Source organism: Streptomyces sp. NPDC002054, from assembly GCF_040296685.1.
Classification (GTDB): Bacteria; Actinomycetota; Actinomycetes; order Streptomycetales; family Streptomycetaceae; genus Streptomyces.
Genome location: NZ_JBEOXT010000037.1, coordinates 77,108 through 89,828, shown reverse-complemented (window position 1 = coordinate 89,828; position 12,721 = coordinate 77,108). Strand labels below are relative to the sequence as shown.

At 71.7% G+C, this 12,721-nt stretch carries 14 protein-coding genes and 1 pseudogene; 9 read left to right on the top strand and 6 right to left on the bottom strand.

All coding sequences use genetic code 11. The features are described 5' to 3' along the window. Positions 1-91: pseudogene (locus ABT123_RS36790) on the bottom strand (methylmalonyl-CoA mutase family protein); the annotation flags it as partial. 48 nt (positions 92-139) lie between these two features. Continuing rightward, positions 140-400 carry a mycoredoxin gene (locus tag ABT123_RS29590; RefSeq protein WP_351320206.1) on the bottom strand — a complete coding sequence of 87 codons (261 nt, stop codon included), beginning with the start codon at positions 398-400 and terminating at the stop codon, positions 140-142. Positions 401-525: 125 nt separating this feature from the next. Here ABT123_RS29590 and ABT123_RS29585 point away from each other — a divergent pair, with 125 nt between their 5' ends. The 5 genes from ABT123_RS29585 to ABT123_RS29565 all read left to right on the top strand — a co-directional run bounded on the left by ABT123_RS29585 (position 526) and on the right by ABT123_RS29565 (position 4,376). Further along, positions 526-2,685, top strand: a complete 2,160-nt coding sequence (locus ABT123_RS29585) for an ATP-dependent DNA helicase UvrD2 (RefSeq protein ID WP_351320204.1) — start codon at positions 526-528, stop codon at positions 2,683-2,685. A 180-nt stretch (positions 2,686-2,865) separates the two neighbouring features. Continuing rightward, a complete protein-coding gene (locus tag ABT123_RS29580) occupies positions 2,866-3,192 on the top strand; it encodes a hypothetical protein (protein ID WP_351320218.1) in 327 nt (108 codons plus the stop codon). Positions 3,193-3,374: 182 nt separating this feature from the next. Next, a complete protein-coding gene (locus ABT123_RS29575) occupies positions 3,375-3,743 on the top strand; it encodes a WhiB family transcriptional regulator (protein WP_150209610.1) in 369 nt (122 codons plus the stop codon). Next, positions 3,740-4,069: a putative WhiB-interacting protein gene (locus ABT123_RS29570; protein WP_351320202.1), complete on the top strand. Its 330-nt coding sequence runs from the start codon at positions 3,740-3,742 to the stop codon at positions 4,067-4,069. Before ABT123_RS29575 ends, ABT123_RS29570 begins: the two co-directional genes overlap by 4 nt. A 100-nt stretch (positions 4,070-4,169) precedes the next feature. Then, the gene (locus tag ABT123_RS29565; protein ID WP_351320200.1) at positions 4,170-4,376 is read left to right on the top strand and encodes a hypothetical protein; all 207 of its coding nucleotides are present in this window, start codon (positions 4,170-4,172) and stop codon (positions 4,374-4,376) included. Between the two features lie 26 nt (positions 4,377-4,402). Here ABT123_RS29565 and ABT123_RS29560 read toward each other — a convergent pair whose 3' ends face one another. Both ABT123_RS29560 and ABT123_RS29555 read right to left on the bottom strand, forming a co-directional pair. After that, positions 4,403-5,731, bottom strand: coding sequence for an ABC1 kinase family protein (locus tag ABT123_RS29560; RefSeq protein ID WP_351320198.1), 1,329 nt, complete (start codon positions 5,729-5,731; stop codon positions 4,403-4,405). Between the two features lie 42 nt (positions 5,732-5,773). Continuing rightward, on the bottom strand, positions 5,774-6,901 hold the full coding sequence (locus ABT123_RS29555) for a ThiF family adenylyltransferase (RefSeq protein ID WP_351320216.1): 1,128 nt from the start codon (positions 6,899-6,901) through the stop codon (positions 5,774-5,776). A gap of 149 nt (positions 6,902-7,050) precedes the next feature. Here ABT123_RS29555 and ABT123_RS29550 point away from each other — a divergent pair, with 149 nt between their 5' ends. From ABT123_RS29550 to ABT123_RS29535, 4 genes are all read left to right on the top strand, one after another. Beyond that, on the top strand, positions 7,051-7,590 hold the full coding sequence (locus ABT123_RS29550; RefSeq protein ID WP_351320197.1) for a M48 metallopeptidase family protein: 540 nt from the start codon (positions 7,051-7,053) through the stop codon (positions 7,588-7,590). A gap of 92 nt (positions 7,591-7,682) precedes the next feature. Continuing rightward, positions 7,683-9,233, top strand: coding sequence for a TerD family protein (locus tag ABT123_RS29545; RefSeq protein ID WP_351320195.1), 1,551 nt, complete (start codon positions 7,683-7,685; stop codon positions 9,231-9,233). A gap of 7 nt (positions 9,234-9,240) precedes the next feature. Next, positions 9,241-9,918, top strand: coding sequence for an AIM24 family protein (locus ABT123_RS29540; protein WP_351320193.1), 678 nt, complete (start codon positions 9,241-9,243; stop codon positions 9,916-9,918). Positions 9,919-9,936: 18 nt separating this feature from the next. Next, positions 9,937-10,668 (top strand): AIM24 family protein, encoded by a 732-nt coding sequence (locus ABT123_RS29535; RefSeq protein ID WP_351320191.1) that lies wholly within the window; start codon positions 9,937-9,939, stop codon positions 10,666-10,668. An 89-nt stretch (positions 10,669-10,757) separates the two neighbouring features. Here ABT123_RS29535 and ABT123_RS29530 read toward each other — a convergent pair whose 3' ends face one another. Both ABT123_RS29530 and ABT123_RS29525 read right to left on the bottom strand, forming a co-directional pair. Then, positions 10,758-11,282, bottom strand: a complete 525-nt coding sequence (locus ABT123_RS29530) for an NUDIX hydrolase (RefSeq protein WP_351320189.1) — start codon at positions 11,280-11,282, stop codon at positions 10,758-10,760. Next, positions 11,279-12,682 (bottom strand): zinc-dependent metalloprotease, encoded by a 1,404-nt coding sequence (locus tag ABT123_RS29525; RefSeq protein WP_351320187.1) that lies wholly within the window; start codon positions 12,680-12,682, stop codon positions 11,279-11,281. The genes ABT123_RS29530 and ABT123_RS29525 overlap by 4 nt, the downstream gene beginning before the upstream one ends. Positions 12,683-12,721: the final 39 nt, after the last annotated feature.

Genomic DNA, 12,721 nt, shown 5'->3' with positions numbered 1-12,721 from the left:
GCCGCTCGGCGGCGACCAGGTACATGCAGAAGACGGGCACAGCCGGGCCCGAGATGGTCATCGAGGTGGTGACGTCCCCGAGCGGGATGTCGTTGCCCCCGCCTCGGCGGGGGCCTGCTGCCGTACGTACGGCGGGTGATCAGACGGCGAGCGCCTGCTGCACCTGGGCCAGGCTCGGGTTGGTCATGACCGACTCGTTGCCCGTGGGGGAGACGATGAGGACCGTGGGAACGGTCTGGTTGCCACCGTTGGCCTTCTCGACGAAGGCCGCGGACTCGGGGTCCTGCTCGATGTTGATCTCGGTGTACGCGATGCCTTCCCGGTCCAGCTGGGTCTTCAGCCGGCGGCAGTAGCCGCACCAGGTCGTGCTGTACATCGTCACGGAACCCTTGTCCTGCATGGGGGCGCTCTCCTTCGGGGCTGGGGTTGGATCCGAGTACTCGAACGTACGGCACCGCCCTGTCATTCCCCGGGGGCTGTGGACAACTTTCCCGTCCGGCCCACCGGACCTGGCAGCATGGTCGGGTGACAGCAGCAACGCACTCCTCATCCTTCCCGGCCGTCGCCGAGTCGGCCGACGCGGTTCTCCTCGGCCTGGACCCGGAACAGCGCGAGGTCGCCACGACCCTGCGCGGGCCGGTGTGCGTGCTCGCGGGCGCCGGCACCGGCAAGACCCGGGCCATCACCCACCGCATCGCCTACGGCGTCCGGTCCGGCCAGATGATGCCGGCCAGTGTGCTCGCCGTCACCTTCACCAACCGCGCCGCCGGAGAGATGCGCGGCCGGCTCCGCACCCTCGGCGCGGGCGGAGTACAGGCCCGGACCTTCCACTCGGCCGCCCTCCGCCAGCTCCAGTACTTCTGGCCGAAAGCGGTCGGTGGCGACCTGCCCCGCCTGGTCGAGCGCAAGATCCAGCTGGTCGCCGAGGCCGGCGCCCGCTGCCGGATCCGCCTCGACCGGAACGAGCTGCGCGACGTCACCGGCGAGATCGAGTGGGCGAAGGTCACCCAGACCGTCCCGGCCGACTACCCGGCGGCGGCCCTCAAGGCCGGCCGCGAGGTCCCCCGGGACATGGCTGAAATCGCACAGATCTATGGGACGTACGAACAGCTCAAACGCGACCGCGGGATGATCGACTTCGAGGACGTGCTGCTCCTCACCGTCGGCATCCTCCAGGACCGCCAGGACATCGCCCAGACCATCCGCAGCCAGTACCAGCACTTCGTGGTCGACGAGTACCAGGACGTCAGCCCGCTCCAGCAGCGCCTGCTGGAGCTCTGGCTCGGCGACCGGGACAGCCTGTGCGTGGTCGGCGACGCCAGCCAGACCATCTACTCCTTCACCGGCGCCACCCCCGACCACCTGCTCACCTTCCGCAACCGCTTCCCACAGGCCACCGTGGTCAAGCTGATCCGCGACTACCGCTCCACCCCCCAGGTGGTCCACCTGGCCAACGGGGTGCTGAACCAGGCCCGGGGCCGTGCCGCCGAGCACCGCCTGGAGCTGATCTCCCAGCGCGACCCCGGCCCCGAGCCGGTCTACGCCGAGTACCCGGACGAGCCCGCCGAGGCCGAGGGCGTCGCCCGCCGGATCCGCGACCTCATCGAGGCCGGGGTCCCGGCCGGGGAGATCGCCGTGCTCTTCCGGATCAACGCCCAGTCCGAGGTCTACGAGCAGGCCCTCGCGGACGCCGGAGTGCCCTACCAGCTGCGCGGCGCGGAGCGCTTCTTCGAGCGCCCCGAAGTGCAGCGGGCCCTGGTGACCCTGCGCGGAGCCGCCCACTCCAGGGCCAACGACCCGCTGCTCGACGATGTGGTCGAGCTGGCCGCCCAGGTGCGGGCCGTGCTCAGCGCGAGCGGCTGGACCCCCGAGCCGCCGGCCGGCTCGGGTGCCGTGCGCGATCAGTGGGAGTCGCTGGCCGCCCTGGTCCGGGTCGCCGAGGACTTCGCGCGCAGCCGCCCCGGAGCCACCCTGGCCGACCTCTCGGTGGAGCTGGAGGAGCGCCGGGCCGCCCAGCACGCCCCGACCGTCCAGGGCGTCACCCTCGCCTCCCTGCACGCCGCGAAGGGCCTGGAGTGGGATGCGGTGTTCCTGGTCGGGCTGACCGACGGCATGATGCCGATCACCTACGCCAAGACCGACGAGCAGGTCGAGGAGGAGCGCCGGCTGCTCTACGTCGGCATCACCCGGGCCCGGGTGCACCTGACCCTTTCCTGGTCGCTGTCCCGCGCCCCCGGCGGCCGGAGCTCCCGGAAGCCCAGCCGCTTCCTCAACGGCCTGCGGCCCGGCTCGGCGGCCCCCGGCAGCCGGGTCGCCGTCGAGGGCGGCTCCCGCAAGCGGTCCCGGCGCGGGCCGGTGCTGTGCCGGGTCTGCGGCAAGACGCTCACCGAAGCGGGCGAGCTGAAACTGATGCGCTGCGAAGACTGCCCGTCCGACATGGACGAGGGTCTCTACGAGCGGCTCCGGGAGTGGCGCGCGGCCCAGTCGAAGGTCCAGGGACTGCCCGCGTACTGCGTCTTCACCGACAAGACCCTGATGGCGATCGCCGAGGCAGCTCCCTCCGAGGAGGGCGAGCTCGCGATGATCTCCGGCGTGGGCGGTCGCAAGCTCGACCGGTACGGAGCCGATGTGTTGGCCATCTGCGCAGGCCAGGAGCTCGAGGGCGAGCCCGGGGACGGCGCGTAGAAACTCGTCGGAAAAATAGTTTGCACATGCCCTGGCAATCCCCATAGGTTCTTAACCACGGGAACGGCGGCTTCTCCGAAGCCCTGTCCTCGTGCTGTACTTATCCGAATACGTGCGGGATCGGCCCACCAGCCAGTCCCCTTGAGACGCCGAGAGGAGGCGAGACCAGTGATCAGCTTCATGACCGAGACCAAAATGACCGATCGTCCGGTTGCCGCTTCCTGCCTGCTCGGCTCCTCTTCGCTCGTTGCTGCCCCCGCGTTCCTGGGTCAGGGCACCGGTCTGTCCGCGATTTCCGCGAGCAGCCTGGCCGTTCCCGCCACCCTTCCGGTCCGTGAGCGCAATGAGCGACCGACCCAGGCGCCGGTGGCAGTAGTGAAGGAGCAGGCAGCACATGCCGCCTATGCCTTTGCCGCAACCGGTGCCGGATCCCTGAAGCAGACGACGCAGCAGCACCACCTGATGTGGGCCTTCCGTGGGCTCGAACCCTGGAGTGATCCAGCCTGATCGCATGATCTGGCCGGCGCCTTCAGGGCCGCGGAACCCCACCCGGGATCCGCGGCCCTTCTGTTTGTCCCCGAACGGGGACGACGGAGCGAAGGGGCCTCGGGACTGGCAAGACCAGGTACCAGCCGAACCCGGCCAACAGGCCGGAACGACTAGTCGACAAAGACGAGGAAGAAACCACCGTGCAACTCGAAGCGCACGCCCCGTCCGTACCGCAGAACCGAACGATCTCCCCGCCTGCAGTCCCGGAGGACTCCACCTTGACTCCGCTCACCGCGCTCACCGCGCTCGACGACGCCATCGAGAACCTCGGCGTACCCGTCCCCTGCCGCAGTTACGACCCGGAGGTCTTCTTCGCCGAGTCCCCGGCCGATGTCGAGTACGCCAAGTCCCTCTGCCGCACCTGCCCGCTCGTCGAGGCCTGCCTCGCCGGAGCGCAGGAGCGCCGTGAGCCCTGGGGTGTCTGGGGTGGCGAGCTCTTCGTCCAGGGTGTGGTCGTCGCCCGCAAGCGGCCTCGTGGCCGCCCGCGCAAGAACCCGGTCGCGGTATGAACGCCGCCGGAACCATCGACCGCCCTCTGACGCACGACCCCCTGAAGCAGGCCCTCATGACCCCGCACACCACGAGCGAGCAGCCGTCCGGCTCCGCCACCGAAGACTTCATCACCACCGGCGCGATCACCTCGCGTCAGAACAGGACCCGCGAAATGCAACTCATCCCAGAAGCCCTGGCTCGCGCGCATATGGCCGACCGCCTGCGTGAGGCGGACGCCGACCGGCGCGCGATGCGCCTGGTCAACGCGCGGCGTATGCAGCGCCGTGCCGAACGCGCTTCCCTGCGCGCCCGGCGCGCGCTGGCCATGGCCGTCATGCACTGATCGCCGACAGGCATCCACCCGGGGGGACCGGTCCGAACGGACCGGTCCCCCCGGTGCGTTGCGGACACCCGCCGCCCCCGCGCGGCGGTATCGTCTGGAGGTGGACCAGCCGACCCCCCACCCCGCCCCGCGGGACCCCGAGGCCAGGACCGTCGTGTGCGCCCGCTGCGGCACCCGATCCCCCGACGGAGCCCCGCTCACCTGGACCTGCTCCATGGAGAACGGCGTCCGGCAGTACTTCTGCCACGACTGCGCCCGGGCCAATATCCGGGCGATCGAAGGCAGACTCGACTCCTCCTGGTGGTGACCGGGTGACCGGCGTCCCGGCCCCGGTCAGCCCTCGGCCGGGAACCCCGGCAGCCAGGCCTCCAGTTCGTCGCGCAGCCGCACCGTGGCACCCAACTGGCACAGCACCCCGATGGTGCTGAGGGTGACCCGGTGGATCAGCAGGTACGACGGAGGCAGATTGAGCTGTTTGCCCAACTGGTGTGCGGGAGACCGCGGATCGGCGATCCGGGCCGCCTGGCCGCGTATCCAGTCCCGGGTGAAGGTGAACTCCGCCAGTTCGGCGGGCTCGATGATCGGGCGCAGGTAGTCCAGCACGGTGTCCGGGTCGAGGGCGATGGACTCCTTGACGAACCCCTCGGCGCGCAGCTGTTCGTACACCGCTTCGGCATCGCCCTGCAGGGTCATCCGCAGGGACACCCCGATGGACTTCGGCAGCCCTCCCGGCAGCCGGTCCACCGTGCCGAAGTCCAGCACGCCCAGCCGGACCGTGCCGTCCGCCCCGGTCACCAGCCGGAAGTTGCCCGGGTGCGGGTCCGCATGCAGCAGCCCCGTCCTGGCCGGTCCCGAGAACAGGAACCGGGCCAGCAGCTGGCCCGCGCGGTCGCGTTCCTCCGCCGTTCCGTCCTGGATCACCTCGGAGAGCGGGACGCCCTCCACCCATTCGGTGACCAGCACCTCGTCGCCCTGGTGCACCACGTCCGGCACCAGCACATCAGGGTCTCCCTCGAACGCCTCCGCATGGATCCGCTGGGACTCCGCCTCCAGCTCGTAGTCCAGCTCCTCGGCGACCCGGTTGCGCAGCTCCTTGATCAGCGGCTTGATGTCCATGCCCGGTATCAGCGGCCCCAGCAGACCGGCGAACCGGCTGAGCTGCTTGAGGTCCGACAACAGGGCCTCGCCGGCCCCCGGGTACTGCACCTTGACCGCGACTTCCCGCCCGTCGTGCCACACCGCCCGGTGCACCTGCCCGATCGAAGCGGCTGCCGCCGGCTTGTCCTCGAAGGAGACGAACAGCTCGCGCCAGTCCTCACCCAGCCGGTCCGCCAGTACCCGGTGCACCGTCGCCGCCGGCAGCGGCGGAGCCGCCTCCTGCAGTTTCGTCAGCGCCGCCCGGTACGGCCCGGCGACCTCCTCCGGCAGCGCGGACTCGAACACGGACAGGGCCTGCCCGAACTTCATCGCCCCGCCCTTCAGCTCTCCCAGCACGCGGAACAGCTGCTCGGCGGTGCGCTGTTGCAGCTCGCGCGCCACGATCTCCGCCGACTTCCCGCCGATCCGCTTGCCCAGTCCCCAGGTTGCCCGGCCGGCGATGCCGAGCGGCAGCGCGGCCAGCTTCGCGGTCCGGGTGACCGCCTTGCGGGGAAGATCAGACATACGCCCCTCCAGTGAGCTGACACCTGTGCCGCGAGCGGCGGGTCATCCGGCCATTGTGTCCTGCCGCTCCAGCGCGCCGGACGAGTCCCCCTCTCGGGCTCTCGCCGCACCGCAGCCGCAGTCCGGATGAGGGGTCAGCTCAGCCTGCTCCCAGTGGAGTCCGGGAAGGGCCGCCTCCCAGCGGGCACCGGTGGAGGCGGGGAGTTCCCCGTCGAGGAAGGCCAGGGCATGGGCGGCCGTCAAGCCCGCCACGGCCGTGGCCAGGCCCAGGTCGCAGGCCGGCACGGCCCGGCGCCGATGGGCCGAACGCCACTGCACCAGCAGCCGCGGCCAGGCCGCGTCCCGGGCGATCCGGTCCCGCTCCATACAGCCGGCGCAGGCGGTCCCGCCCGGGAGCACCAGCGGCCCCACCACCCCGGTGCCCTCCAGCACTCCGGCATACAAGTGCGGGACTCCGGCAGCGACCCACTCGGCGGCGGTGTCCGGATCGGGTGCCCAGGCCTGCAGCCCGTCCCGCGGGGCGACCACCACCAGGGCCGGCCCCGGCACGGCGTCCGGCCGTCCCGCGGCTCTGCGCGGCCGGCCGGCAGCCGCCCCGCGGACCAGCCCCGCCGCGGCCTCCGCGCGCAGCCGGCCCACGCTCTCGGCACCCAGCCCGCCCGGCGCCAAGTCCCCCGGCTCCACCCGGCCCCCGTCCAGCACCTCCACCCGGCCGACCCCGGCCGCCGCCAGCACCGCCGCCACCGCCGCCCCGACCCGGCCGGCCCCGCGCACCTGGACCCGGACGGCCCGGCGGGCCGCCAGGCCCTCCTGGATTCCGGCCGGGTCCGGGCGCACCACCGACAGGGAGCCCAGATCGGGGCCCAGCCGCTCCGGGGCCTCCCGGCGCAGCGCCTGTACCCCCGGGTCGCCCGCCGTGGCATCGTCGATCAGCCCGGCCGCCGCCAGCCGCCGCACGAGCTCGTCCGCCCGGCCCTCGGGCAGCCCCATCGCCTTGGCCTCGGCCCGCAGCAGGTCCATCCCGCGGGTCCCGTCGATCCGGTCGATCAGCGACCCCGTCGCCGTGTCCACCGGCCCGAGCACCACCGCGTGCGCGGGAGTCACGCCGAACTGAACGGTCTGCAGATCACGCCAGGCCCGCGCCAGCACGGGCTTCACCTTCGGATGCATCGCCATTCCCCCTTGTTCCGCCTTGTTGCGCTCCGTACCGGGAGAATGCCCGCCCCCGAGAACGGCCGTCATAACCTGTCCACAACCCCCACCTATTCGTCATACGAGATGACGGGACTTCGGCCGTGGCCAGCGGGTACCGTCATGGCGTGTCCGCCGACCCATCGCAGCGTGCCGTCGAAGTCCGCCGGAGCGCGCGCCGCCGCAGGACCGTATCCGCCTACCGCGAGGGTGACCGTACGGTCGTGCTCATCCCTGCACGGATGTCCGAGGCCGAGGAACAGCGCTGGGTGGGCGTGATGCTGGACAAACTGGCCGCGCAGGAAAGCCGGCGGACCCTCGGTGACACGGAACTCGCCGAGCGCGCCGAGCGGTTGTCCGAGCAGTATTTCGGCGGCCGGGCCCGCCCCCGCTCCGTGCGCTGGGTCACCAACCAGAACACCCGCTGGGGCTCCTGCACCCCGGCCGAGGGCAGCATCCGGCTGTCCCACCGCCTCCAGGGCATGCCGGACTACGTGATCGACTACGTGCTGCTGCACGAGCTCGCCCACCTGCTGGTGCCCGGCCACGGGCCGCGGTTCTGGGAGCTGCTGGAGGCGTATCCGCGGACCGAACGGGCCCGCGGCTACCTGGAGGGCGTGGTCGCCGCGGAACGGCTGCCGAAGGTGCCCGCCGCGCGCGAGGAATGACAGTGGGTCATCCACAGGCTTGGCCGGATCCGAGTCGTTGCGGATAGCCTGACGGCACGCATTCACTTTCGGATGGGGGACGGTCGTAGCACATGGCCAGGGAATTCCAACGCGGCCACAAGGCCAAAATCAGTGATCTGACGGCGGGGACGGATCTGTACGTAGGCGTTCAGATCGCCGGGCCCGGGCTGAGCTTCGACATCAGCTGCTTCGGGCTCGATGCGAATGAACAGCTCTCCGACGACCGGTACTTCATCTTCTACAACCAGCCGAAATCGCCGGAGGAGTCGATCCAGCAGCTCGGTGCGCAGGCCGGTGACACCGAGGCCTTCCGGGTGACGCTCGACCGGATCCCGGCCGCCATCCAGAAGCTGTCCTTCACCGCCACCATCGACGGCAGCGGGACCATGTCCCAGGTCGGCCCCGGGTACATCCGGATCGTCGCGGGCGGCGAAGAGGTCGTCCGCTACGCCTTCACCGGGGCGGAGTTCACCACCGAGCGCGCGGTCATGCTCGGGGACTTCTACCTCAAGGACGTCTGGCGCTTCGCCGCCGTCGGCCAGGGCTTCGACGGCGGCCTGGACGCCCTCCTGAAGAACTTCGGCGGCGAGGTCGCCGAGGAGCAGGAGCCCGCACCGGCCCAGCCCGCCGCAGCGCAGCAGCCCGCCCCGGCCTTCGCGCCCCCGGCGTTCGCCCCGCCCCCGCCGGCCACCGTGCCGGCTCCGGCCGCCCCGGTCACCGCACCGCCGCCCGTGGCGCCTGTTCCCGCGCAGGCCACCGCTTTGGACTTCGCCACCCCGGCCCCGCAGACCGCCTCCTTCGGTTCCCCGCCGCCGTTCGGCGCCGTGCTGGCTCCGGCCGCCCCCGCCCCGCAGGCCCCGGCGGCTGCCACCGCTCCGCCCTTCGGTGCGGTACCGCCGCCGGGCACGCCCATGGCCCCGCCCTTCGGAGCCGTCCAGGCCGTCGCCCCGGTGCCCCCGGAGGCCGGCCTGCGCGTGGTCCTCAGGAAGTACGCCGAGGTGGCCGTCGGCGACCGCTGGACCGAGCAGAACCCCCAGCAGGTCCGCGTCACCCTCACCAAGAACCAGGCCATCCTGGCCCGGCAGGGCAGCATGGTCGCCTACCAGGGCGACATCGACTTCGCCCACAAGGGCTCCGGCCTGCTCGGCAAGCTGACCGGCCAGCTGACCGGCCAGGGCATGTCCCTGATGCGCTGCTCCGGCGACGGCGAGGTCTTCCTCGCAGACGAGGCCAGCAAGCTCTTCGTCATCCGCCTCGAAGGCACCGACCAGCTGTACACCAGCGCCCAGGGCGTCCTCGCCTTCGACGAGTCGCTGTCCACCGAGGTCCGCCGTATCGAGGGCGCCGGTCTGCCTGGCGGAGGCCTGTTCTCCATGCTCTTCTCCGGCACCGGAGCCGTGGTCGTCAAGACCCGCGGCACCCCGGTGGTTCTGCCCGTCGGCCCCGCCACCTACGTCGACGGCAACGCCGTCATCGCCTGGTCGGCCGGCGCCCAGGCCGTCACCACCACGGCACTGCGGCTGCGCCGCTCCGGCTATGCCAGCCGTACCGGGGAGGCCGTGAACCTTCAGTTCCGGGGAGCCCCCGGCAACTTCGTCGTCGTACAGCCCTTCGAGGTGTGAGGCAGCCATGGACACCCAGACACTCGGAGCCCATCGCGTCGCCGCCACCGGCGTCCGGATGGCCGTCCACAACGCCAAGACCCTCAAGGTCGCCATGGTGACCGGCCAGGACCTGATCGCCAAGGCCGGCTCGATGATCGCCTACGACGGATACGTCCAATTCCACGGGGCGCCCGCGAGCCTGCGCCGCTCCGCCGAGGAAATGGTCACCGGCGAGGGCGGAAAGCTGATGCTCTGCCAGGGCGACGGGGACCTGTTCCTCGCCGACTACGGCGCCGACGTCCTCGTCGTGCACCTCGCCGACGAGGCCCTCTCGGTCAACGGCGCCACCCTGCTCGCCTGCGACGCCACCCTCCAGTTGGCCATCGAGCCGGTCAAGGGCCTGGCCAAGCTCTCCGGATCCGGCCTCACCAACCTCGTCATCCGGGGCACCGGCTGGGTCGCCCTGGTCAGCCGTGGCGTCCCCACCGTCCTCGACTGCGCCGAGCGCGAGACCTACGTCGACCCGGACGCCCTGATCGGCTGGACCACCGGCCTCGACCTGAAGGCCAAGCGCACGGTCAAGGCGAGCGCCCTGATCGGCCGGGGCAGCGGCGAAGCCCTGCAGATCGGTTTCAAGGGCCAGGGCTTCGTGATCGTCCAGCCCAGCGAGGACACCGGCGACCGTTTCAAGATCCGGGGCTGAGAGGAGCACCGAGCCACCATGCACAGCACACTCTTCGCGCACGTCCCGGTCCCGTCGACCGGGCGCTACACCCTGCAGAACTCCCAGCTGCTCAAGGCCGAGATCGCCCAGGGCAGCGGTTCCGTCCTCGCCCGCCAGGGCGCGATGGTCGCCTTCGAGGGGCAGATCGACTTCCAGAGCCAGTACCGGAACAACAGCTGGCGCAATGTCCGCCAGATGACCGGCGAAGGCCTGGAACTCATGAAGTGCAAGGGCACCGGCCACGTCTACCTGGCCAACTTCGCCCAGCACATCCATGTCATGGAGGTCGGCCGCGGCATCACCGTCGACAGCAAGTCCGTCCTCGCCTTCGACTCCACCCTCGGTGTCGGCATCGTCGCCATCGACAGCGCCGTCGAGATCGCCGGGGCCGGCGCCTACAACCTGGAACTGAACGGCAGCGGCCAGGTCGCCCTGCTCACCTCCGGGGAGCCGCTCGTCCTGGAGGTCGGACCCGGCAAAAACGTGTGCGCGGACGCCGACGCCGTCATCGCCTGGTCCAGCTCGCTGCGCACCCAGCTCCAGGCCCCGACCTCCACCTCCGGGGTCTGGCGCCGCCGAGGCGCCACCGGCGAGGGCTGGGAGATGCAGTTCCAGGGCGAGGGCCATGTCCTGGTCCAGCCCAGCGAGCTGCTGCCGCCCACCCACCTGCGCGGTGGCCTGCTCGGCCTCGGCATGCGCGGCAACTCCCTCGGCGGCAGCCGCGCCTAGCGCGCCTGCGGCGCGCGGATCCGGCGTCAAACGCGTGAGGGCGGTCGGGCAGAGTCTCTGCCCGACCGCCCTCATAGGGCCGCCGTGCGTCAGAGCCGCGCCCGGGTCGCCTCCAGCAGCCGGACCACCGACTCGTCGGCCACCCCGGCCACCTCCTCGTACGCGAACCAGCGCAGGTCCAGAGATTCCTCGCTGATCGCCGCCACTGCCTCGGCCGGAGCCAGCGCCGCGTACTGCACGTCCAGGTGCCAGTTGCACGGCGACGGGATCGGATGCCGGTCCAGCCGCACCGGGCCGCCCGGCAGCAGCGCCAGCCCGGACACGATCCCCGACTCCTCCCGGGCCTCGCGCAGCGCCACCTCCGCCAGCGTCGCGTCACCGGGCTCGCAGTGCCCGCCCATCTGCAGCCACATGCCCAGCTTCTTGTGCAGGGTCAGCAGCACCCGCCCGCGGGACGGGTCGATCACCAGCGCGCTGGCGGTGATGTGCCCGGCCGTGCAGGGCTTGTACAGCCCGTCCGGGTGGGCCGCCAGGTGCTCCAGGTAGACATCGCGCAGCTCGGGCTGGCCCTCGTACCCCTTCAGAACCAGGACCGCGTCGTCGTACAGGCTCACTTCTTGTCTTCGCCTTCCTCGTTGCGCTTCTCGGCGGCCTCGCCGAGCATCTTGTCGATCTCCGAGAAGTCCAGCTGCTCGCGGTGGACGAACCCGTCCGGGTCGTCCAGGTCCGAGGCGGTCGGCAGCATGTCCGGGTGCTCCCACAGCCCGTCGCGGCCGTCCACCCCGCGCGCGTCGGTGAGCGAGGCCCACAGCCGCGAGGCGTCCCGCAGCCGGCGCGGACGCAGCTCCAGACCGATCAGCGTGGCGAAGGTCTGCTCCGCCGGACCACCCGTGGCACGCCGCCGGCGCAGGGTCTCGCGCAGCGCGTCCGCCGAGGTCAGCCGCGGCTTGGCAGCCTCGTGGACCACCGCGTCCACCCAGCCCTCGACCAGCGCGAGCGCCGTCTCCAGCCGGGCCAGCGCCGCCTTCTGCTCCGGGGTGTCCTGCGGCTGGAACATGCCGCCCTGCAGGGCTTCCTGCAGCTGCTCCGGGTTCGACGGGTCGAGCTGGCCGACCACGTCCTCCAGCTTCGAGGTGTCCACCTTGATGCCGCGGGCATAGCCCTCGACCGCGCCGAACAGGTGCGAGCGCAGCCACGGCACATGGGCGAAGAGGCGGGCGTGCGCGGCCTCGCGCAGCGCCAGGTACAGCCGGACCTCGTCCGACGGAACGCCCAGGTCCTTGCCGAAGGCCTCGATGTTCAGCGGCAGCAGGGCGGCCTTGCCGACCGGCCCCAGCGGCAGACCCACATCGGTCGAGCCGACGACCTCACCGGCGAGCACCCCCACGGCCTGGCCGATCTGCTGCCCGAACATGGCCCCGCCCATGGAGCGCATCATGCCGAGCAGCGGGCCCGCCATGGCCTGCATCTCCTCGGGCAGCACCTGGCCCATGGCCGCGCCGACCCGCTCGGCGACCGGGTCGACGAGCTCCTTCCACACCGGCAGGGTCGCCTCGACCCACTCGGCGCGGCTCCACGCCACCGCCGTGCCGGCGCCGGACGGCAGCGAGGTCACGCTGTCCAGCCACAGGTCGGCCAGCCGCACCGCCTCCTCGACGGCCGCCTTCTCGGCGACGCCGACGCTGCTGTCCTTGACCCCGTCGGCAGTGCCCTGGGCCACGGTCTGGCGCGCCACGTCCTTGGCCATGTCCCAGTTCACCGGGCCGCCCTCGTAGCTGAGCATCTGCCCGAGCTGCTGGAACGCGGCGCCGAGATCGTTCGGATTCATGGAGCCGAACATCGCGGCGAACGGGTTGTCCGCGCCGCCGGGCAGACCGGCCCCGCCGAACCCGAACGGATTCGCCGGGCCGCCCTGGCCACCGGCCTGGCCGCCCTGATCGCCCTTCTTCTTGCCCTCGTCGCCGTTGTCCGGCTCCTCCGGCGGAAGGCCGAATCCGAATGGGGTGTCACTCACGGGTTTCCTCGGCTCGTAGGGCCGCCGGCTCGGGCCGGC

Coding starts and splice junctions, on each gene's coding strand:
- ABT123_RS29590 (WP_351320206.1), bottom strand. CDS start 400: ATGCAGGACAAGGGTTCCGTGACGATGTACAGCACGACCTGGTGCGGC.
- ABT123_RS29580 (WP_351320218.1), top strand. CDS start 2,866: ATGACCGAGACCAAAATGACCGATCGTCCGGTTGCCGCTTCCTGCCTG.
- ABT123_RS29570 (WP_351320202.1), top strand. CDS start 3,740: ATGAACGCCGCCGGAACCATCGACCGCCCTCTGACGCACGACCCCCTG.
- ABT123_RS29560 (WP_351320198.1), bottom strand. CDS start 5,731: ATGTCTGATCTTCCCCGCAAGGCGGTCACCCGGACCGCGAAGCTGGCC.
- ABT123_RS29555 (WP_351320216.1), bottom strand. CDS start 6,901: ATGCATCCGAAGGTGAAGCCCGTGCTGGCGCGGGCCTGGCGTGATCTG.
- ABT123_RS29545 (WP_351320195.1), top strand. CDS start 7,683: ATGGCCAGGGAATTCCAACGCGGCCACAAGGCCAAAATCAGTGATCTG.
- ABT123_RS29540 (WP_351320193.1), top strand. CDS start 9,241: ATGGACACCCAGACACTCGGAGCCCATCGCGTCGCCGCCACCGGCGTC.
- ABT123_RS29535 (WP_351320191.1), top strand. CDS start 9,937: ATGCACAGCACACTCTTCGCGCACGTCCCGGTCCCGTCGACCGGGCGC.